This is a genomic window from Nocardia asteroides (genome assembly GCF_021183625.1).
GTDB classification, from domain to species: domain Bacteria; phylum Actinomycetota; class Actinomycetes; order Mycobacteriales; family Mycobacteriaceae; genus Nocardia; species Nocardia asteroides_A.
The window spans coordinates 1,777,103-1,797,365 of sequence record NZ_CP089214.1; the positions used below are offsets into that span (position 1 = coordinate 1,777,103).

The 20,263-nt window shown below is 73.6% G+C and carries 14 protein-coding genes; 2 read left to right on the forward strand and 12 right to left on the reverse strand.

From position 1 onward, the window contains the following. Positions 1 to 41 precede the first annotated feature (41 nt). Genes LTT61_RS08595 through LTT61_RS08630 form a run of 8 tightly spaced genes read right to left on the reverse strand, consistent with a single transcriptional unit; the run spans position 42 to position 10,187 of the window. The gene (locus tag LTT61_RS08595) at positions 42 to 2,441 is read right to left on the reverse strand and encodes a hypothetical protein (protein WP_233019396.1); all 2,400 of its coding nucleotides are present in this window, start codon (positions 2,439 to 2,441) and stop codon (positions 42 to 44) included. Positions 2,442 to 2,448: 7 nt separating this feature from the next. Beyond that, entirely contained in the window at positions 2,449 to 2,760 is a 312-nt protein-coding gene (locus LTT61_RS08600; protein ID WP_233019397.1) for a hypothetical protein, read from the reverse strand. After that, positions 2,757 to 3,116, reverse strand: a complete 360-nt coding sequence (locus LTT61_RS08605; RefSeq protein ID WP_233019398.1) for a hypothetical protein — start codon at positions 3,114 to 3,116, stop codon at positions 2,757 to 2,759. Before LTT61_RS08605 ends, LTT61_RS08600 begins: the two co-directional genes overlap by 4 nt. After that, positions 3,113 to 3,796, reverse strand: a complete 684-nt coding sequence (locus LTT61_RS08610) for a hypothetical protein (RefSeq protein ID WP_233019399.1) — start codon at positions 3,794 to 3,796, stop codon at positions 3,113 to 3,115. Before LTT61_RS08610 ends, LTT61_RS08605 begins: the two co-directional genes overlap by 4 nt. Then, entirely contained in the window at positions 3,793 to 4,119 is a 327-nt protein-coding gene (locus LTT61_RS08615; protein WP_233019400.1) for a hypothetical protein, read from the reverse strand. Before LTT61_RS08615 ends, LTT61_RS08610 begins: the two co-directional genes overlap by 4 nt. Further along, positions 4,116 to 5,594, reverse strand: coding sequence for a hypothetical protein (locus LTT61_RS08620; protein ID WP_233019401.1), 1,479 nt, complete (start codon positions 5,592 to 5,594; stop codon positions 4,116 to 4,118). Before LTT61_RS08620 ends, LTT61_RS08615 begins: the two co-directional genes overlap by 4 nt. A gap of 15 nt (positions 5,595 to 5,609) precedes the next feature. Then, a complete protein-coding gene (locus tag LTT61_RS08625) occupies positions 5,610 to 8,078 on the reverse strand; it encodes a hypothetical protein (protein ID WP_233019402.1) in 2,469 nt (822 codons plus the stop codon). 9 nt (positions 8,079 to 8,087) lie between these two features. After that, on the reverse strand, positions 8,088 to 10,187 hold the full coding sequence (locus LTT61_RS08630) for a hypothetical protein (RefSeq protein ID WP_233019403.1): 2,100 nt from the start codon (positions 10,185 to 10,187) through the stop codon (positions 8,088 to 8,090). A 215-nt stretch (positions 10,188 to 10,402) separates the two neighbouring features. On the opposite strand from LTT61_RS08630, the gene LTT61_RS08635 reads away from it, so the two are divergent. Both LTT61_RS08635 and LTT61_RS08640 read left to right on the forward strand, forming a co-directional pair. Continuing rightward, a complete protein-coding gene (locus tag LTT61_RS08635; protein ID WP_233019404.1) occupies positions 10,403 to 11,827 on the forward strand; it encodes a DUF4226 domain-containing protein in 1,425 nt (474 codons plus the stop codon). Next, positions 11,827 to 13,017: a transglycosylase SLT domain-containing protein gene (locus LTT61_RS08640; RefSeq protein WP_233019405.1), complete on the forward strand. Its 1,191-nt coding sequence runs from the start codon at positions 11,827 to 11,829 to the stop codon at positions 13,015 to 13,017. Before LTT61_RS08635 ends, LTT61_RS08640 begins: the two co-directional genes overlap by 1 nt. A 2-nt stretch (positions 13,018 to 13,019) precedes the next feature. Here LTT61_RS08640 and LTT61_RS08645 read toward each other — a convergent pair whose 3' ends face one another. From LTT61_RS08645 to LTT61_RS08660, 4 genes are read right to left on the reverse strand one after another with little or no spacing between them, the layout of a single operon-like run. Further along, complete coding sequence (locus LTT61_RS08645; protein ID WP_233019406.1) at positions 13,020 to 14,474, reverse strand: DUF4226 domain-containing protein; 1,455 nt, start codon at positions 14,472 to 14,474, stop codon at positions 13,020 to 13,022. Then, positions 14,471 to 15,313, reverse strand: a complete 843-nt coding sequence (locus tag LTT61_RS08650) for a hypothetical protein (RefSeq protein WP_233019407.1) — start codon at positions 15,311 to 15,313, stop codon at positions 14,471 to 14,473. The genes LTT61_RS08645 and LTT61_RS08650 overlap by 4 nt, the downstream gene beginning before the upstream one ends. A gap of 6 nt (positions 15,314 to 15,319) precedes the next feature. Continuing rightward, positions 15,320 to 17,764, reverse strand: a complete 2,445-nt coding sequence (locus tag LTT61_RS08655; protein WP_233019408.1) for a hypothetical protein — start codon at positions 17,762 to 17,764, stop codon at positions 15,320 to 15,322. After that, positions 17,761 to 20,262, reverse strand: a complete 2,502-nt coding sequence (locus tag LTT61_RS08660) for an ATP-binding protein (protein ID WP_233019409.1) — start codon at positions 20,260 to 20,262, stop codon at positions 17,761 to 17,763. Before LTT61_RS08660 ends, LTT61_RS08655 begins: the two co-directional genes overlap by 4 nt. Between the last annotated feature and the right edge of the window lies 1 nt (position 20,263).

The following is a 20,263-nucleotide window of genomic DNA, read 5'->3' on the forward strand; positions in this document are numbered from 1 at the left end:
CATGCCCGCTCAGATCCTTTCCCGTACCGATCAATTCATTTTCAGCGATTCCCAGCAGTGGGGATTCCGGTGCGGGCCGCGTAGGCCGGATGCCCGGCGACCTGGGCGTGGGCGTAGATCGCGTCGCGCAGCCGCTGCCGGTCCGGCGGGCCGGCGAGAAGCAGCACCAGTTCGTCGCAGCGGCGCTGGAAGGCGAGGGCGCGCAGCGCCGCCCGCTCCGTCCCCGACACCGCGTCCCGGTTCTCGGCGCGCAGTTCGCCGAGCGGAATGCGCGCCACGTCGGCCCGGCGGGCCGGCACGGCGGCGGCGATCAGGTCGTCGGTGTCGCGCAGCTCGGCCCACCACCGCTCGGGCACCGGCTGTTGCTGCCGCAGCGCGGTCAGGATGCGCAGGCGCAGCGCGGGGGCGTCGAGTGCCTCCGGCGTGTGCAGCCGCCTGCGGCCGACCCCGGTGTGCGCGTCGAGCGCCGCGCTCAGGCAGCGCGCGGCCAGCTCCGGCTCCGGCACCGCGGCGGCGCGCTCCAGCAGCGCGGGGGCGCCGGTGAGGCCGAGCCGGTCGGTCAGCCCCGGCCCGGCGACGCCGAGGTCGAGCCCGGCCGAGGCGGGCACCTCGCCCGCCAGCGCCACCTCCCCGAGCTGCCCGCGCAGCGCGGGCCCGATCCGCTCCGACGAGGCGAGCGCCGAGAGCCGGGCCCCGGAGCGGCGGCCGAGCGCGAGCCCGAACTCGGCGAGCACCCGCGCCGGGTCGGCGATGCCCTCCCAGGCGAACCCCTCCGCGATCTCCCACACCCACGGCGTGGAGACCTCGCGCGGCAGGTACAGCCCGGCGGGCAGCCAGCCCCGCCCCTCGTTCGAGGTGACGAAGGCGCTCACCCCGGACGGCCTGCGCAGCACGGCGACCGCCCACGCGGTGCCGAGCACCTGCGGGGTGGCGGCGAGGATGCCGGCGAGCAGGGTGCGGGCGAGCACCAGGTCGCCGTCGACCCGCTCGCCGAGCACGAACGACGGCTCCGCGGCGAAGAGCATGGCGGCGCCGACCGTCTCCCGGATGAGGTCGTCGCTGCCGCGGCCGGAGCGGCCGCGTGGGACGGGCGGGAGCGGCCCGGGCGCGCTCGGCGCCGGGCCGCCTTGGCCCGCGGAGACGCGGGGTGGTCCGGCGAGGTTGCGGCCCTCGGCCGTTCCCGCCGGCCCGCCCGTTCGACCGGCCGACGCACCCTGCGTGGCGCCGCTGCCACCCGCCGGGGATCCGGCGGCAGCGGTTGCGGCGGCGCCGGGTGCACCGGCGCGGGCCGTCCCGGCCACGGCGGCCCCGGTGCCGCCCGGCCCGGTCGCACCGGATCGGCCGAGAAACGCCGGAACGGCCCCGAAAGGTACCGCACCGGAGCCGGATTCGCCGCCGAGCCGGGCGGGGTCGGCGGGCTCGGCACCCGGCCCGCCCGCGAGGGTCGCGGGATCGAAGCCGACCGACCGTTCCCCCGGCCCGGACCGGGTGGCCGCCACGACGGGCACACTCCGATCCAGCTCGTCCCCGGTGTGCGCGCCGGGGTGCGGCTCACCGCCGGGCCCCCCGCCCGAGCGGTCGTACGAACCGGTCACCACCGGGCCGAATCCCGCCCCGGACGGCACCGGCGCGCCCGGCGCCGTGGCAACGGGCCCGGCACCGCCCACCGACGCGGGCTCGAGCCCGCTCGGCACGACGGGCACCGGATGGCCGTCCCCGAACTCCACCGGCACCACCGGCAGCGGTGACGCGGTACTCGGGATCGGTGGCGGGAACGTGACCGGGAGCGGTCCGGCCTCCGGCTCGGGCGGCCACCCGTCCCGGCGCCGCCCCGGCCCCCCGGTGTGCGGCCGGTGCCCCCGCCCCGGCCGCGGCACCGCGCCCGGTCGCCCCGGCACCCACGGCCCCGGCATGCCGAGCAGCTCCGCGATGATCTGCAGCCCGGGGAACCCGGACGGCCCGGTCTCCCGCAGCGCGGCCCGCGCCACCTCGTCGACCTCGTCCCGCGCCTCGGCGATCAGCCCGGGGATGCGGGCCCGCTGTTCGTTCGCCGCCGTCTCGTCCTCGGCGGCGGCGGCGCAGCGGTGCGCGGTGGCGATCCGCGCGGTGGCGCGGTCGACGATGTCCAGGATCCGGTTCCTGGTGCGGTACACCAGGTCGGCGAAGTCGCGCAGCACGGCGGCGGTGGCGAGCAGCGCGTCCGCGAAAGCCTGCGGGGTGCCGCGCTGCCGCAGCAGTTCGTCCTTGGCGAGCCGGAGCCCGGCGCTGGAGCGCACCCGCTCCTCGAAGGTGCGGCGATGCTGTTCGGCCGCGCCGGGATCGAGCCCGGCGGCACCCGCCTCGGCAATGCCTGCCAGCCTGTTCCACTCCGCGGGCGCGACGGCGGGCCAGTTGCCGCCGACGATCGCGGTCCAGTGCGGGTTGCCGAGGTCCGGTTCCATCGAGGGGTCAGCCGGCTCCGGGCCTGCGGAGCGCCTGCGCGCCCGTGATGTCGACGGCGCCGAGCGCCCGCGCGGTCTCGGTGATCTGCCGCAGCGTCAGCGCGGTGCGGCCCGCGTCGTTGCGCAGCGCGCCGTCGAAGGTGTCGACGATCCAGCCGAGCCGGTCGGCGAGTGCCCGATCGAGGGCCGAGCCGGGGCGCCGCGGCGGCTCCAGCTCGCCGGTGACGATGGCAACCAGCTCGCCGACGGTGTCGATGGCGGCGGTGAACCCGGTCGCCGCCGCGATCACCTCGTCCGGGTCGTCGATATCGAGGTTCACGAGCGGGCCCTGCCGAATTCGGCCTCCTCGAGCGCCCGGTAGGACTCCTCGGTCGGCAGGTCGAAGGAGTCGACGGTGTACGGCCTCGTGCCGTTGTACTCCATTTCGGCGCGCAGCCCGACCCGCGATTTCTCGTGCGCCAGCCGGGCCACCCGGAGGATCTCCGCGGCCAGCACCGGCTCGCCGTTCTCCCCGGCGTCGTCGGCGAGGTGCATGCCGATCACCTCGCCGTCCCGGTCGCAGGCGACGCCGACGGTGTGTTCGGGGTTGAACACCTGGTAGACGGCGTGCTCCCAGTCGGGTTCGGCCGGTTCCTGCGCGTCGTCGTCGTCCCGGAACACCGGTTCGTCGGTCATTCGTCCTCCTCGGGTGATTCGTCCAGCTGCCGGGCGAGCTCGGCCCACGGCTCGTCCGCGACGCACAGCACGTGCCGCAGCCGCCAGAACCGGCTGCCCAGGTACATCTCGCCGGTGCCGTCGGGCTCCAGGTCGAGGTGGTCGGGGCCGTCTTCGGCGGAGTTGAAGGTGATGGCGGTGAGCGGCGGGCGGTCGTCGTCGATGTTGACCACGGTGACGCCACTGCCAGGGATGAAACTCTGCCGCAGCCGTGGGTTGTCCCCCGCCACCACCTCCGCGCTGTTCGTGGTGACCGAGACCGCCGGGTTCAGCATGAGCTGGAGGACCCAGGAGCGGGCCGCGAGCGCGGGCCGCTCGGCGTTGATGGCGAGCGCGAGGGTGGCGGCCAGATCCACCACGAGCACCTCCTCGGCGACGGTGACCCCGACGATCACCAGCCGCTGCGCCGAGCCGACCGGGTGCGGCAGGTCGTCGGCGGCCAGCGAGGTCACCTCGGCGCCCTCCTCGCCGCCGCTCTCCGGGTGCGCGCCGACCCGCCCGGTGCGCACGTCGACGGTGAAGGCGCAGAAGTTGCGCAGCGCCTGGTCGGCCACGGCCGCCAGCCGCACCAGCCCCTCCTCGTGCAGCCAGCGCACGGTGTCGGCGACGGTGACCTCGGCGAGCTCGGAGCCGACGGTCACGACGGCACCGGCGCGATCGGCGCCGGGTCGGCGGTGTCGTCCATGATGGCCCGGTACTGGCGGGCCGCGTCCGCGGAGCTCTCCCGGATCGCGGCCATGATCTCGGCGGCCAGCTCGGCGCCGGTGAACCGGGTGGTCGTGCCCGGCGCCAGGTACAGGTCGGTGAGGTGGCCCATGGCGTCGACCTCGGGGATCACCGCGCCGCTCGGCGACGGCCTGCGCGCCCGGATGGCGTCGATCCGCTCCCGCATGTCCGCGATCCGGTGCCGCAGGTCGCGCGCGGCGTCGAGGGCCGCCTGGACGTCGGGGTGGATGCTGCTCATGCGGTACCTCCGGAGGACGGGTGCTGGGTGGGTGGCGCCGGGGTCGGCGGTGTCACCGTCGGGGCGATGCTCGGCCGCTCGCCGATCACCGGGTCGGTGTGCGGGGTGTCGTCGACGTACATCAGCCGGTCCGGGTGCCAGGCCACCACCCGGTTGCGGTCACCGCCCCCGCCGCCCTGGCCGCCGCCCATGCCCGGTGACATCGGCATGTACGGCATGTACGGGCTGCCCGCGCGCGACCCGTTGGCCCCGGCCTGCGAGCCGGCGCCGAGCGGTTCGATCACCGAGGCGCGCGGGAGCCCCGCGGTGCTCGGCGCGGTCCCGGTGCCGCTCACCATGGGCATGGCGCCGACCGCGAACGCCGTGTCGGCCGGGATCCCGGCGTCGACGCTCGGCATCCCGCCCGGTGCGCCGGGCGAGCCGGGGCCGGCGCCGGTGAAGCTCGGAATGCCGTAGTCGTCGTAGCCGATGTCGTCGTAGCCGTAGTCGTCGTCGTAGCCGATGTCGTCGTAGCCGTCGTCGCCCTGCAGCCCGTTCATGCCGCTCATCGCGCTCATCAGCGCGGGCAGCATGGCGCTCAACATGCTCGAATCGCCCTGCCCGGCGCCCTCGTCCGCGCCGGCGCCGGCGGCGGCCTGGCCCGCGCCGACACCGGACTCGACGGCGCCGGTGTAGCCGGTGATGGTCTCCGCCGAGCGCGCGTTCTGCTCCTGGAACTCGGCGAGGGCCAGCTCGGTCCCGACGGGGTCCTTCGAGCGCAGCGCGGCCAGCAGTTTGCGGCGCGCGGCCATGATCTCCTGCGGGGTCGGGTGTTTCGCCTTGGCCAGCCGGAACGCGGTGCCGTAGCTGTCGATGCCGTCGGCGAGCGTGCCGAGCCGGGCGCCGAGCCCGGTGAGCCTGCCGTGCTGGCCGAGCAGCTCGGTGCTCGCCGTCGCGCCGACCGGCGTCCAGCCCTGCAGGACACCCGCTGCCGCGGTCATTCCAGGCGCTGTGCCCGCCAACAGCGTGCCCGCGAAATTGCGTACGGTGCCGGCGAATTCGGCGGCCCGGCCGGGGCCGGGGCCCGCGTGCAGCGCGCGGGCGAAGGTCAGCGGGTCGACGGTGGCGTCCGGCACCCCGCCGACCGGGGGCGGCAGCCGGATCGGCAGCGGCACGATCTCCGGCACCGGGTTGACGGCCTGCTCGCCGCCGCTGCCGCCGAGCGCCCTGCTGCCATCGGCGTCGGTGGCGGTGTAATCCACCGCGGCGGCCCCGACCTTGCTCGCGGTGCGCTGGATCTCGCCGAGCAGCCCGCCGAGTTCGTTGAGCAGCGTGGCGGTCTGGCCGTTCAGCCGCGGCACCGCCGTCGCCGAGATGGGGTCGGCGCCCGCGGGCACCACCCAGCCGCCCGGTATCGCGCCGCCCGCCTCGCGCGCGAGCGCGGCGAGCGCCGCCGCCGTGCGGACGAGCTCGTCGATATCGACATTGAGGACCATCGCTCCCTCCCTCGCTCAGACCACCGGTGCCGCGACCGGATCGCCCGCGCCCACCGGCACCTGCTCGCCGCCGCGCGGCGCGGCGGCGCCGACCCCGGGCGGATGCGCGAAGCCGCCGAAATCGCCGAGCGGCCCCGCGGCATCCGCCAGTTCGGCCTGGAAGGGCCGCAGCTCGCCCTGGACGACGACCTCGAGGGTGCCGCCCGCATCGGCCGGGAAGACCACCGCGATCGCGGTGCGGTCGGCGCCGGGCGCCGAGCCGCGCGCGCCGTCCTGCGGCGGCGTCACATCGCCACCCACCGGGCCGCCGACGGTGGCGCCCATCGGCGGTGCGCCGGTGGACATCTCGGCCTTCGGCAGCGCCGTCGGCCCGGAATCGGCCGGAGCCGCGATCGAGACCCAGGTGGCGACGTCGCCGGTCTGCATGACGTACGGATCGACCCGCTCCAGCGATTTCACCTCGCTCCACTTCGCGGTGGTCTTCGCGTAGGCCGTCTGCGCATCGGTGTGCTCCTTGTCCGCGAAGGCCGCGTCCAGCGCCTCGGCCACGGCAGGCCAGACCCGCTGGTGCCGCCCGTCCGGGAAGTCGTAGGGCACCTTGCCGTCCTCGCCCGCGACCCGCGCCGGCGCCACGACCCCCGGCTGGCCCGGAGTGGTATTCGGCGCGTGCACGGCGGGGTTCGCGTGCGGCGCCGGGGTCGCACCCGGCGCGGCGACCTGTGGCGTCGGCGCCACGGCGGCGGGGGTGGCGATCGGGGGCGTCTGCACGGCGGGTGGCCTGATCGCGCGGTCCGGATCGCGCATGCCCCGGCCGAGGTCGCGGTCCTGGTCGGCGAAGTTCCTGCTCATGGCCTGCTGGGCCAGCATCGGGAGCAGCATCTCCATTCCCGAGCCCATGCCGAGCCCGGAGCCGATCCCGCCGCCTGGGTTCACCCCGGGCACCGCGCCCGGGGTGATCGGTGCGGCGGGGGCGGGCTGGTGCGCGGACTGTGCGGCCTGCACCGCCCGGTCGAGCGCGTCGGCGGTGCGGCTGGAATCGGTGCCACCGGTGCCGGTGCTGTCGATGCCGGGCAGGATGGAACCGGGCGGGGTCGTGCCGCCGATGCCGGGAAGTCCGTAGTCGCCGGGCGTGCTTCCGGTGGTCCCCGGCACGGAGGCGCCCTGATCCCGCGAACGAGCCAGCTCCTCCGCCAGCTTCTTGACGGCCTCGTTGTCCGTGATCGTGTCCGGGTCGGGCACCGTGTTCGCGTTGTCGGCCGAATCCTGCTGCCTGCTCCCGGTGTTGTCGGCGATATCGGATAGTGCCTTGGCGGCCAGTTCGGAGAAGTTCCCGCCCGGATTCACCGCGACCAATCGGTTCATGCCATCGATGAGGCCCGCGATATTGGCTCGCCCGAGTTTCGTGATCTCGTCCTGCTTCGGCAGCACCGTGTTCAGGATCGTGTTCTGCATGGCGTCGAACCGCCCGGCGGCCCCGTTGAGCCGGTCGACCACCTGCGGGTAGTTCGCCGGGATCGCGCCGGAACCGGTCGCCGTCTCCAGCGGCGCGAAGCGCGGGATCACCTTCTCGTCCAGTGCCGTCTTCTTGCTGGGATCGCCGAAGAGTTCGTAGTTCTCGGAGAGCGCGGTGGCGACCGAGTTCCCGCTGCCGCCGTGCCACTCCGCCACCTCGTGCGGCAACCCGGCGGGCTGCAGCAGGAAGCCGTACCCGGTCGCCGTGTACATCGGGTCGGGGCCGAAGGGCGGTGTCGGATACTGCCGGACGTGGTCGCCCACCCAGACGAACTCGATGGTGGGGTCCTGCCCCGGCAGGCCCGTCTCCTGGTTGACCTCCCACAGCGCCACGCCGGTACCGGACCCGAGCCCGACACCGAGAGCCCTGAGCCAGTGTGACAGCTTGGCATTGTCCCCGTGCTGGCCGACGAACCGTTTCAAGCCCGTCGGTTCCGTGAGCGCCGACTTGTCCGTGCGCGCCGTGCCCAGCGCTTTCCTAGCGTCCTTCCGCGCGGTGTCCGCCGCCTTCTGCGCGGCAGCTGCCTGCTGCTCCGCCTTCTGCAGCTTCTTGCTGCCCGGCGCTGCCGCGGCGGCGGCCTTCGCGCTCTTCAGATCGGCTGCGGCCTGCTTCGCGTTCCGGCTCGCGTCCGCGAGTCTGTCCGCCGCGTCCTTCACTTTGCTCTCGGCGGCGGTGAAGTTGTCGAGCGCCGTCTTCGGCCCCCTCGTGGCGCGCGCGGCCCCGGCCTGCATGACCTTCCCGGCCCCGTAGCCCAACGCGCCACCCGCCGCGCCGGCGACCGCTCCGCCGAGCAGGTCGCTCCAGTCCCCGTCACCACTCGCGAGCTGACCGGCCGCACCGCCCGCGCCCCCCGCCAGGGCGGCCGCGCCGACCATCCTGACGACGCCACCGCTGCCGGGGAGCAACCTGTTCGCGACGGCGGTCACCCCCACGTCGACGACGAAGCCCCACCCCTCACCCCAGTCCGGCATCGCGCGCTCCTATCCCGAGACCGTGACCGGCACGCCGGCCTGTGGATCGACGGGAACGGCGGTGGTGGCGCCCGCGTCGGCACCCGCCGGGCGGCGGAATCCGCCGAATACCCCGAAGGCGCCGCCGTCGCGCTCGAGCACCTCGGTGAGCGGCTGCGGCTCCCCCGCGACGATCACCTCGGGCGGCGCGTTGTCGAACATGACCACGATGGCGGTCGACCCCGCCGACGCCGACGCGACGGTCGTTGTGGTGCCGTCCTCGGGCGGCAACCACTGCGCGATATCCCCGGTACGCAGTTCGGAGGGGTCGACGGGGAGTCCGGCGGGCTGCCCGGGCGGCGGTAGCGGGACCGCGGTGCGCAGGTACGCCGCGCGCGCGTCGGTGCCGACGTGGTCGCTCACCGCCGAGGCCAGCGCGTGCGCGACCACCTCGGGCACCATGACCACCCGGCCGTCCCGGAACACGAATTCCTGGAGCCGGCTGCCGTCGGACGCCGCACCGGGTGCGGGTGGCGCTGTCGTCGCGGGTGCCGAGACCGTGCGGGCGGCGTTCGCGGGCTGTGCCGCCGCGGCCGTCGACGCGGGTTGCACGGTGCCCGGTCGCGGCGCGGACGCCGTCTGGGTGGCCGGGCCCGCGGAGGTGGCCCTGGCGGGGGCCGGTCCGGCTCCGCGCCGGTCGCGCTCCCGATCGCCGCGGCTCGATCCCCGCCCCTGCTCGGCCGCCGCGCGCTGCAGCATGGCCTGCTGCAGCATCGGGTCGAGGCCACCGGAGCCCATGGCGGACGTCGCGGCGGGCTGCTGCACGACCGGAGCGGCGGAGGTGACCGGCGTGCCGGGCACGGCGGCGGCCGCCTTCGTGCCCGCGGCGCCGGCCGGAGCGGCGGTGCTCGCGGGTGCCGCGGTCGATCCGGGGCTCAGGAGGTCGCCGGTGCTCCGCGGCAGGGGCTGCGCTGACTGGAAATCGAGCGGCGGAACCATGGTGACCGGCGGCAGGAGGTTCGCAGTGTTGTCGGCGGGCTGCTCTGTTCTGCGGATGGGGGTGTTGGAGTCGTCGACGTCCGACCGAGTCTTGGGGTCCGTTTTCGTATCGGCGCCGGTATCCGGGGGCGTGGCGGGCGGTTCCAGCTCCCCGGCCAGTTTGCGGAACGCCTCCGTCATCTCGCGCATGTCGGTCTCGGCCCGCTGGGTCACGGACTCGACGACCGTCAACACGTAGTTGTCCTCGGAGACCACCGCTCCGCCGGGCGTCTGGATCGGCCGCAGCAGCTTCTCGTCCACCAGCTGGTTGATGGTGGTGGAATCGGTCGGATGCACCTGTGCCATGGCGGTGAGCACCTCGACCTGGGAGCCGACCATCTGCTGTCCGGCGGCCGCCTTCTCCCCCACCCGGCGGACGGCTTCGGCGACCTCGTTGTCGTTCTCCCGCATGCGCGCGTAGGTGGCCGACAGTTGTTCGACGCGCTGCGCATAGCTCGGGATGTTCGCCTGGCCCTCGGCCGTGACCGTCGGCACCGTCCAGGTTTTCGGCGGCGGCTCCTTCGGCCCGGTACCGAAGCTCTCCCAGTTCGCGAGGTACAGGGGCGGGAGGTTCTTGTAGTGGTCGACCACCGCGCCGGAGAGCGAGAGCCCGTCGGGCAGCTTCGCCGGATCCGGCATCATCACCCGTGGCATCGTGTCCGGGAACCGCGGGAGGCTGATGTCGATCAGCGGGATCGCGCCCTGCCCGGGCGGAAGCAGGAACGATGCCCCGGCGTTGAACAGGGGCGCCACCAGCGGCGCCGCCATCGCGCCGTAGAGCTTCCCGGGGGCGACGTGGGCCCCGCCCACCGCGCGCGGGATCAACCCCTTGAAAAGCCCCTGCTCCATCAACTGCGCGGGCGAGGCCAGCGCGAGCGACGCCTTGGCACCGAGTGCGCCGCGGGCCGCCGCGACCCCGACGCCGCCACCCACCATGGTGAGCATGCCGCCGACCGCGCCCATGGCCGCGCCCTTCATGACGGCGTCCATGTCCCAGCCGTTCTCGGCTCCGGCTATCAGGCCGCCGACGACCCCGCCGACCAGCGCGGCCCCGACCGGGCCGCCCAGAGCAAAGCCGGCGGTGGTTGCCAACCCGGTGGCTATGTCGCCCCACAGTGACACGGCGTTCGCCCTTTCGACTCGTGCACCATTGTCCGAGATTCCCACCGGTGGGAACGCGATCCGCATTCGCAGCGGCCAAGATTGGAGGAACCGCGCAACCGAGCCCACCGGCCGACGATCGACACGAGGAGGGAGCGCCGGATGAACCCCGCCCACCTCCGGCGCACGCGAGCGGACGGCCTCCGGTGACCAGCGCCGGACTCCGGCCCGGAGACGGCGCCGAGGCGGTGGCGAGCGTGGACACCGAGGTGGTGGTGGACGAGACCGCTACCGTCACGGTGACGCCGTGGTCGCCGCGGGGTGAGCGCCGGGCGGCGCTGCCGGTGCGCCCCGGCGCTCCGGCCGAGCCACAGGTCACCCCGGTAGCCGCGACGAATCCGTTGCCCGCGAATCAATTTCCCGCACTGGCGGGGATCACCGCACCCTCCGCGCTGCTGCGGCAGGCGGTGCCGACCGGCACCGCGCTCCCCGCCCCGGTCACCGCTGCCGCGCCCGCCGCTTCACCGCTCGGCACCGGCACCGGCACCGCGACCGGTACGGGGTTCGCGCCCGGCCGTGCGCGAGAAGACGACGATACCGAGACCCCCGACGGTTCCCCCGCCCCCGCGAACACGGCGATGGACCTGCTCCCGACCCTCGCCGACGCGCTCTCGAAACTCGGCGGCGGCAGCAGCGGGGCCGCACCGGCCGCGATCCCCGCGGGCCACACCACCACCACCACCGCCGACGTAGCGCCCGCCGCAACAGGATTGAGCCCCCAGGCCGAGAGCGCGCTGCGACTGCTGAAGTCGCTGGCCGCGGCATACGGCGACGGCGACACCAAGGACCCAGAGGTCGTCGCCCTGCGCAAGGAACTCGGCGGCACCACCGGCACCCCCACCACTGTCGCGGCCCGCCGCCTCTACCAGGCCAACTTCGCCAACGCCTACAACACCCTCGACAACCAACTCGCCGGCTACATCACCCGCACCGCGGGCACCCACAAAGTCGACCGCACCACCATCAACAACCTGCTCCGCGAAGTCAACATCGCCATCAACGAACTCGGAGCGCAGGCATACACCCGCCAAGGCCAGCAACAAATCCACAAAATCCTCACCGCCGCCCTGGTCAAAGCCAACGCCATCGCGGGAAACACCAACACCGGAAACACCGACACCGCCACCTTCATCAACCAGCTCACCGGCCAATACCTCAACAACATCGCGGGCAGGAAGACCCCTGACACCACCTCCGCGGGCGGGCTTCCCGGCGGCAAGGTCGGTGATTGGATCGCGCAGGCCGTGCAGATCCTGCGCGCCATGGGCTATGACCCGAGCAAGATCGATCCGGCCGCGCTGGCGATCATCGCCGAGCACGAGTCGGGCAACAATCCGGGCGCGGTGAACAACTGGGACAGCAATGCCGCCAAGGGCATCCCGTCGAAGGGGCTCATGCAGACCATCGGCCCGACCTTCGACCGCTGGGCGGTGGACGGCCACCGGAACATCATGAACCCGGTGGACAACATCGTCGCCGCCGCCAGGTACGCCGTCAACCGCTACGGCTCGGTGAGCAATGTGCCCGGCGTGGTGGCGGTGCGGTCGGGCCGCAAGTACGTGGGGTACTGATGGCCGCGACCAAACCCCCGAAAACCCCTGACCTCGAGCCCGATCCGGTGACCGCCCCGGACGATCCGGCCGCCCCCCGCGCCACGACCACCACGGAGCGACCGCGCCGTGCCACCCGGAGCCCCACCCACGCCACACCCCCGGTGCGGCCGGGCGGCACCGCGGGCCCGGCGCAGGCCGCCACCACCGCTCCGACCGCGAGCACTCCCGCCGCCACCGCCACCCCGGCCCCGATCCGCGCGGACGCCATGGCCGCGCAGTCCGGTGCGAGCATGCCGATGGCGGCCGCCGCGCTCGGCACGCTGGCCATGATCGCCGCCCAGTACGGCCAGGGCACCCCGGCTGCCGCGACCGGGCAGCCGTACGCGCCACCGCGGCTCGCCGACGGCCGCCCGACCGGCCCGATCGCCTGGGACGGCGCGCTGAACTCGCGCTACGCCGCGGACAGCAGGATCACCGCCGGACAGGATTCCGCAGCGCAGTCGGTGAACGCCGAGCTGGGCCGCATCCTGGACGGCGCCGTGGACAACTCCGTCCAGGGCAGGGCCGCGATCGGCGCGATCATCGCCGAGGTCAATACCGCGCTCACCGCGCTCGGCAGCGTCGAGAACACCGCGGTCGGCAGGCAGCTGGTGATCGGCACGCTCGGCACCGCGCTGCAGCGCGCCGGGTCGGTGCTCGGCCAGGGGCAGGCTGCGGCGGCGCTCACCGCGGACCGGGTCGCCGGACTGGCGGACCGGTATCTGCAGCAGTCCGCGCCGCGCAAGCGCGCGACCCAGCGCCCCGCGGTCGCGGCGGGCGGCACCGGCGGGCCGCCGCGTACCCGCCCCACCGGGCAGCAGGGGCAGTGGATCGACGAGGCCATGCGGGTGCTGCGCCAGCACGGCTACGACACCCGCCAGATCGACCCGGCCGCCATCGCGGCGATCATCCAGCACGAATCCGGCGGCAATCCGAACGCCATCAACCTGTGGGACAGCAATGCCGCCAAGGGCATCCCGTCCAAGGGGCTGATGCAGACCATCGACCCCACCTTCGCCGCCTACGCGCTGCCGGGACACGGCGATATCTGGAACCCGGTGGACAACATCATCGCCGGGGTGCGGTACTCGATCGAGCGCTACGGCTCGGTCAGCAATGTGCCCGGGATCGTCGGGCTGCGCGACGGCAGCGGGTACGTCGGGTACTGAGCTCAGGCCCAGCGGGCGGCCCGGTAGTTCTTGGGCAGCGGCACCTCGCCGAGCGGAACCCCCGACCGGGATGCCGCGTAGCAGCGGCCATTGCCCGCGTACATGATGACGTGCCCCGGAACGCCGTTCTCGAAGGAACTCTCCGGGAAGACGAGGTCGCCGGGTTGCAGCGGTCCGGTCACCTTCGGGAGCTGCCGGTACTGGTCCGCCGCCACCCGCGGGATGTTCACCCCGGCGGCCTTGGCCGCGTACTGCATGAGCCCGGAGCAGTCGAAGGAGTTCGGGCCCTCGGCGCCCCAGACGTAGGGCTTGCCGAACTGCGCCCGCGCCGTATCGAGCGCGATCTTCGCCTTGCCGCCGGCGGGTGCTCCGGCGCCACCCGATACCGGGGTCTTCCTGCCCGCGATGTTGTTGAGGTATTGGCCGGTGAGCTGGTTGATGAAGGTGGCGGTGTCGGTGTTTCCGGTGTTGGTGTTTCCCGCGATGGCGTTGGCTTTGACCAGGGCGGCGGTGAGGATTTTGTGGATTTGTTGCTGGCCTTGGCGGGTGTATGCCTGGGGGCCGAGTTCGTTGATGGCGATGTTGACTTCGCGGAGCAGGTTGTTGATGGTGGTGCGGTCGACTTTGTGGGTGCCCGCGGTGCGGGTGATGTAGCCGGCGAGTTGGTTGTCGAGGGTGTTGTAGGCGTTGGCGAAGTTGGCCTGGTAGAGGCGGCGGGCCTGGATCGACTCGGCACCGCTACCGGTACCGGTACCGAGCCCGAGTTCCTTGCGCAGGGCGACGACCTCGGGGTCCTTGGTCTCGCCGTCGCCATACGCGGCCGCCAGCGCCTTCAGCAGCTCGAGCACCCGCTGGTCCTGCGGGCTCAATCCCGCTGTCGCGGTGCCGCCCCCCGGCGCGGTGGTGCTCCCGCTCGCCGGTGCGCCGCCGCTCGTCCCGGACGAACCCCCGCCCCCGAGGAGGGCGTCGGCCAGCGTGGGCAGCATGCCGAGCGCCATGGTCCCCGCCATGGTGGCGGCGGGCAGGACGGCGGCGACGGTGTCGGCATCGAGCGCGGGTGGCGGCGGCTCCGCCGGCGGCGCCGCGACGGCCTGCGGCTGCGCCGGGACGGGGGCCGCCGGAACAGCCGCCGGACTTCCCGGCAGCGCCCCGCCACCCGGTGCGAGCGGGCGCAGCGCGGGCGGCAGCAGCGCCGCGGGCACCGTCATCCCCGGCAACCCCGGAATCGCGATGTGCTGCGGCATACTCGCCGCCGGTGCGGCGGTGCCCGGTGCGCTCACCGCCGGGGCGGTGGTGCCCGGCGCGCTCACCGCAGGCATCGCGGGCAACCCCCCGCGCCCGCCGCGCCCCCGCCCGGACCACGGCGTCACCACCGCGCCGTTGGACCCGCTCTCCGGGGTCTCGACCGGCTCCGCGTCGACCGGCTCCGCTATCGACCACACTTCCGTGCTCGTCATGCCGCTCCGCTCAGAACGCGCTTCACCCGGACATCCGCCGCATCGGGCAGCTGCTGCCACACCGCCCGCCCGATCCCCGGCTCTACCGTCACCAGCTGCCCGGACCCCACCGCGACCCCCGCCCGCGCCGGGGCGTTCCCGCGGAAGTCCCAGAAGACCAGGTCACCCGCCGAGACCGCCGAGCGATGCACCCGCTGCCCGCAGCCACTCTGTGCCGCTATCGATTCCGGCAGCACCACCGCGCCGCCGGTCTCCGGCCGCCCGCAGACCCCGCCGCCCGCACCGGCTTCGACGGGCACCTCCGCGCAGCGCCCGGAGGCCGGCTCGAGCGAGGCACCGTAGGTCACCGCCCTGACCAACGCGCCCGCGTCGGCGACCGCGTCGAGCCGGGCGAGCGCCAGCTCCCGCGCGCACCCGGCCGCGGTGCCGGTATTGCCGTGCCCCCACGGCTTATCCTGGTACGGGGCGGTCCGCATGGCGGCGACGCAGCCGCGCTCCCAGGCCGACATCGCGCCGGAGTCCGGCGGGATCGTCAGCTCGGCGTAGGGATTGGCGCTCGGCGTCGCCGCGCGGCCGGACGGCGTCGCCGCGGTCAGCGGCGCAGGCTCGGCGGCGCCGCCGGACGGGTCCGGCCCGACCGCGCTGTCGCACTGGTAGCGCAGGTCGGCGGCGGAGTTCGCGGCCGTGCCCGCCGCGGCGAGGATGGCCATGGCGGGCACGGCCAGCAGCGCGAGGACGATCGCGCCGCCCACCCACCAGCCCGTTTTCCCGCCGGAGCCATCCCGCTGCTGCTGCCGCCGCGGCACCAGCCACGCGAGCATCATCAACCGACCGAGCATCGCGGCCTACCTCAGCCGTTCTTCCACCGGGCCCATGGCCCGCTGCCACGCGGCGACATCGGGCCGGTGGGTGCCCGGCGGGGTGAGCGTGTGCCACGTTCCGCGCTTCACCCCCGAGCTCCACAGGTCGGTATCGGTCGCGGCGGTGATCACGGCCCTGGCATCGCGCATGCGCTGCGGATCCGACACGTTCGCCAGGACCGAGTCGACCGCCTCGGTGGTGAGTCTGGCGTGCTCGTTGCCGATCCACTTCATCATGCGGCCCGCTGCGTTCCGGTCGACACTGCTCAGCGAGAGGGGGACCTTCTTGCGGTCGCCGTCGGCCACCTTCTGCAGATTGGTCAGCTTCTCCATGGTCGGATTCCGCATGTAGTCCTCGACGTATCGGCGCTGCACGCCGCTGACAGCGCCGCCGTCCAGGGTGACCCCGCCCGCGTGCGCGTTGCGCCACCGGGCGGCGACCGCCTCCAGCGTGGCCAGGTGCGCCACCATCTCGTCCGGGTCGCCGTTGCCCGCGAGCAGCCGGTCGCCCGAATGCCCCGCGTTCTGCATGGCGGCGACCACGTGGCCGAGGTGCCTGTTGGTCAGCGTCTCGTCCTCGGCGTTGTCCTCCATCATTCCCCAGGAGCGGACGGCGCGGGCCATGATCTCGCGGTCGCTGAAACCGGCGCCGGTGAGCGCGCCGTAGGCGCCGTCGAGCAGCCCACCGGAGTTGCGCAGCCTGCGGATCGCCGCCGCGGCGCCGCGCGGGGTATCGATGCCGCCGCCGTGCTGGGCGCCTGCCCGCGCGGCGACGGCGAACTGCTCCCGGTTGAGCTGCGCCTGCACCATCCAGCCGGTGGCTCCGCCGAGGCCGGGTGCGGCGTAGTACTCCCACATCGACTTCTGCATGGCCTTCTCCGCGAACGCTCGCGGCCGCAGCGGATTCCTGACCCCGCCCCACAGCCACTCCGTCGCCGGGGAGCTGTTGACGGTGCTGATCGCGGCCAGCGTATTGAGCAGCCCGAGCCCGCCCATCGCCTGACCCGCGCCGACGCCCATTCCCCCGCCGCCACCACCGCCACCGCGGCCGCCCTCGCCCCGCATCGCGGTACCGATCCGGTCGACCATCCACTCGCTGCCGCCCATGATCCGCTTGTTCAGCGCGCGCATCTCCACGATCACCACCAGCCCGGCCCCGGCACTGATCACCAGGACCGCCATCACCTGCCCGCCCGCCTGCTGGAACAGATTCCCGTAGAAGAGGCAGACCGCGCCGAGCGCGATGGTGTCGACGACCATCATCGCGGCGGCGATCAACCCGTCCACGATGTTGTACACCAGGAACGACTGCGTCGGCCCGTACACGAAACCGCCCGCCGCGAAGCCGAAGATCGAGTAGATGCCGTGCTTGAGCGTGCGCATCCCGGCGCGCAGGATCCGCCAGGCGAGCATCACCCCGAGCCCGCACACGATCAGCGAGGTGACCAGCATCAGCAGCCCGGCGCCGATCTGCCCGGCCCCCGGATTCGAGGCGGAGACGAAGGCGGCGTTGTCGCCGCAGCTCTGCAGGCCGTCCTTGACCCGGTCCTCGTCGCCGGAGAGCATCCCGGCGGTCCAGACCCCGCCGCAGGCGGGCCGGTCGTCGAGCACGTGCCCGAAGTTCCAGACCTGCAGCGGGCGCCGCGCGAGGTTGTCGGCGAGCGTGGTCTGGATGGTGGCCACCAGCCGCAGTGGATTCACCTCGGTGCTGCCGTTCAGCCCGGCGGCCACGGTGATGCCGACGTCCCTTCCCTTGGCCAGCACCCCGTCCGCGGCCAGCGCGTCCTCCAGCGGGTGCGCCAGGAAGAACGGCCCGGCGAGCGCGACGAGCACCATCGTGCAGACCTGTGCCACCGCCTTGGCCGATTGCCCGCGCACGATGAAGTACGCCACGAAGAAGGCGCCGATCGCCGCGGCGGTGATCAGCATGATCGGGGTGGCGAGCTGCCCGCTGAGGTTGGCGGCCACCCCCTCCAGTGCGGAGCCGATCGAGGCGAGCCACTGGAAGCTCAGGGCGTAGCCGATGATCCAGATCGCGGTCGTCACGATCACCACCCAGCCCGCGAACTCCAGGCTGATGATCGTGGAGAGCACGGTGTTGCCCGGGTTCAGCACGCCGCCGCGGTCGGTGACGAACATGTACTGCGACAGCGGGACCCCGGCGGAGTCCCTGACCGCCATCCAGCTCAGCGCGCTGTTCACCGAGCCGGGGGTGCTCGGCGAGCCGCTGCCCGCGAGCGCGGCCCCGCCGAGCGCGGCCGGGAGGACGACCGCGAGGGCGAGCACCGCGAGCAGCCGGGCGGTCCAGCGCCTGCGCCGGGTCGCGGTGACCCAGGACCGCCCGCGCCGCCACCGCGCGAGCGCGCTCCCGGTGCGCCCGCGCCGCCACCACCTCGCCGCGCCCCCGGCGCGCCCGCGCTCCGTCGTCACGGCACGGTCTGTCGCGCGGCGGTCGGGGTGCTGGTGATCGCGGCCGCCCGGTCCGGCCGCGCCGGGCCGAGCACCTTGCCGCGGCCGATCCGGTTCAGCGCGTCCCGCATGAACATCTCGCCGCGCCGCTCCTCCGGCACCTTGCGTCCGGCCCCGACCGGCGGCGAGGTCTCCTCGCGCAGCACCTGCAGCAGGAACGGCGCCTCCGCCAGGTCGACGCCGAGCCAGTCGAGGCTGTTGCGCGCCAGCACCTCGTCGCGCTGCCGGAAGACGAAGCGGTTCGGGATGAGATTGTGCGCGGCGCCCTGGAAGTCGGTGGCCGGGTCGTGCGAGGCGAGCCCGATCGCGGCCAGGTGCTTGCGGCCGTCCCTGCTGAAATCGGAGGTGACGGAGGCGCCGACCTGGGTCTGCGTGAAGTGGTGCGCCTCGTCGCCGACCAGCAGCCCGAACCGCCCGTTGTCGCTGAGGAACGCCTCCCGCGCCGCCACCCCGACCAGCTCGTAGAGCGCGGTGCCGAGCCGCTTGGTCAGCGGCAGCCGCTGGTACAGGTGCGGGGTGGTCAGCTCCTCCGCGCTCGGCAGCGCCAGTTTGTGGCTGCGGACCACGGTGGCGGCGGCGTCCAGCCGCAGCGGCGGCAGCGACGGGTCGAAGAGCACGGGCACCCGCTCCACGATGGTGCCGAGCCGAGCAGCCAGGTCCGCGTACTCCTCGCCGAGTTCGCCCTCGCCGCGCAGCCGCCGGACCGTGTCGTAGAGGTCGAGCATGCTCCGGATGCCGTGCTCGGCCAGCCCCTTCACCGAGAGCAGGGAGCTCGCGGCGGCGCCGGCGCCCGAGGTGGGCGAGAGATCGAGCAGCGGCAGGATGGAGTCGAGCGCGCGCTCCCCCGCGATCCGCGGATCGAAGAGCCGCAGCGGGTCCAGCGAGACGGCCGGGTCGGCGAGGTCGATCACCACCGCGTCGTCGATGGCGCTCGCGAAGTGCTCCCACTCGCCGACCTGGCTGCGGTCCAGCGCGAGGAACTGCCCGCCCATGTCGTGGACGAGCACCGCCATCAGCTTCAGGAAGTACGACTTGCCCGAGCCGAGCTCGCCGGTCACCGCGAACGAGGCGGAGAAATCGTGCAGCGCCGCCTCCATGATGCCGAAGTGGATCGGCTCGAAATTGCCGGAGAGCAGGTTCACCCCGATCACCGGCCCGCTGTCGTCGCCGACCTGGCTGGTGGTGAACGGGACGAACCCCGCCCACATATCGGAGGGGACGATATGCGCGAAATCGTCGAAGGCGCGGCGCGGCGGGCTGCCGGGCACGAACATCGACCACAGGTCGACCTGGGCGCCGACCGGCGCCGTCAGCTCCACCTGGAACCGCTTGTACCGCCGCTTCAACGTGTTCACCGCGTCCATGGTGATCTCGCGGGACGGCCCGCCGATGGCGATGACGGTGGTGAAGGAGATCTCCGACTCACCACTGTTCACCTCGAAGTGGTTGTTGTACTCGCCGAGCATCTGCGCCTTGCCCGCCAGCGTGTTCTGCGCGAACGAGAGCTCCTGGTCGCGCTGGTCCATCTGGTCGCCGAGCCGGCGCAGGTTCAGCTCGTTGTTCTTCAAGACCTGGTCGGCCGGGCGGGTGGCGATCCGCATCGCCCAGTCGACGGTGACGTTCTCCATCGCCTCCAGCACGGTGAGGAACTCGCTGCCGCCGGGAAAGACCATGCCCGCGTACGGGAACGAGTGCGGGGTGAGCATGGCCTGGTAGGAGGGCCGGTACTCGAAGTCCGGCTGCACCACCTTGATCACCGGGACGAAGGATGGGCGCAGCCGCCGGTTGCCGTCGCTGCGCGCGCCCTCGTCCAGCGCCGCCGAGCGGAAGACCGCGGCGGTGACGTCGTCCAGCGCGCCCGCCCTGGCGGGCGCCACCGGATCGCCGACCGCGCCCCGCGACAGGTAGTGCTCCCACAGCCACTGGAACAGCGAGGCGGGCACCGGGACGGGGTCGAATTCGCCGCCGATCTTGGAGAGGATCTCGTTCGCCTTCTCGGCGTAGCCGTCCAGCTCGGCCCGGGAGATCGCGGTGGCGTCGACGGTGGTGGTGCTGCCGCGCCAGACCCGGGCGAGCCCCGAGATCCCGGTATTGCCCGCCCCGACCGGGATGGAGAGCAGGTGGATCCGGGTGCGCGGCCCGATCGCCCGCATCCGCTCGAAGGAGGCGACGACCTCGTCGGCGTAGTCCTCGCAGGCGTCGAGGTCGACGCCCTCCACCATCTTGGTCAGCACGTCGAGGGTGTTCAGCCTGGCCTGGATGCCGAGCAGCAGCGCACCGTCCGGCAGGCTGGTGATGAGCGCGTGGTGCGCCATCTTGACGTCGAACTTGTCGCTCGCCCTGCGCAATCCGTAGCCGAGCGGGTCGATGAAGTAGGTCGCGGTGACCAGCCCGGAGTGGGTGAACTGCAGGTTTCCCCGCACCGCCGCCGTCGGCTGCAGATCCCGGTCGAATGCCATC

Bases quoted from the DNA above. Each gene is read 5' to 3' on its own strand.
- LTT61_RS08595 (WP_233019396.1), bottom strand. From the start codon at position 2,441: ATGGAACCGGACCTCGGCAACCCGCACTGGACCGCGATCGTCGGCGGC.
- LTT61_RS08605 (WP_233019398.1), bottom strand. From the start codon at position 3,116: ATGACCGACGAACCGGTGTTCCGGGACGACGACGACGCGCAGGAACCG.
- LTT61_RS08615 (WP_233019400.1), bottom strand. From the start codon at position 4,119: ATGAGCAGCATCCACCCCGACGTCCAGGCGGCCCTCGACGCCGCGCGC.
- LTT61_RS08620 (WP_233019401.1), bottom strand. From the start codon at position 5,594: ATGGTCCTCAATGTCGATATCGACGAGCTCGTCCGCACGGCGGCGGCG.
- LTT61_RS08625 (WP_233019402.1), bottom strand. From the start codon at position 8,078: ATGCCGGACTGGGGTGAGGGGTGGGGCTTCGTCGTCGACGTGGGGGTG.
- LTT61_RS08640 (WP_233019405.1), top strand. From the start codon at position 11,827: ATGGCCGCGACCAAACCCCCGAAAACCCCTGACCTCGAGCCCGATCCG.
- LTT61_RS08645 (WP_233019406.1), bottom strand. From the start codon at position 14,474: ATGACGAGCACGGAAGTGTGGTCGATAGCGGAGCCGGTCGACGCGGAG.
- LTT61_RS08650 (WP_233019407.1), bottom strand. From the start codon at position 15,313: ATGCTCGGTCGGTTGATGATGCTCGCGTGGCTGGTGCCGCGGCGGCAG.
- LTT61_RS08660 (WP_233019409.1), bottom strand. From the start codon at position 20,262: ATGGCATTCGACCGGGATCTGCAGCCGACGGCGGCGGTGCGGGGAAAC.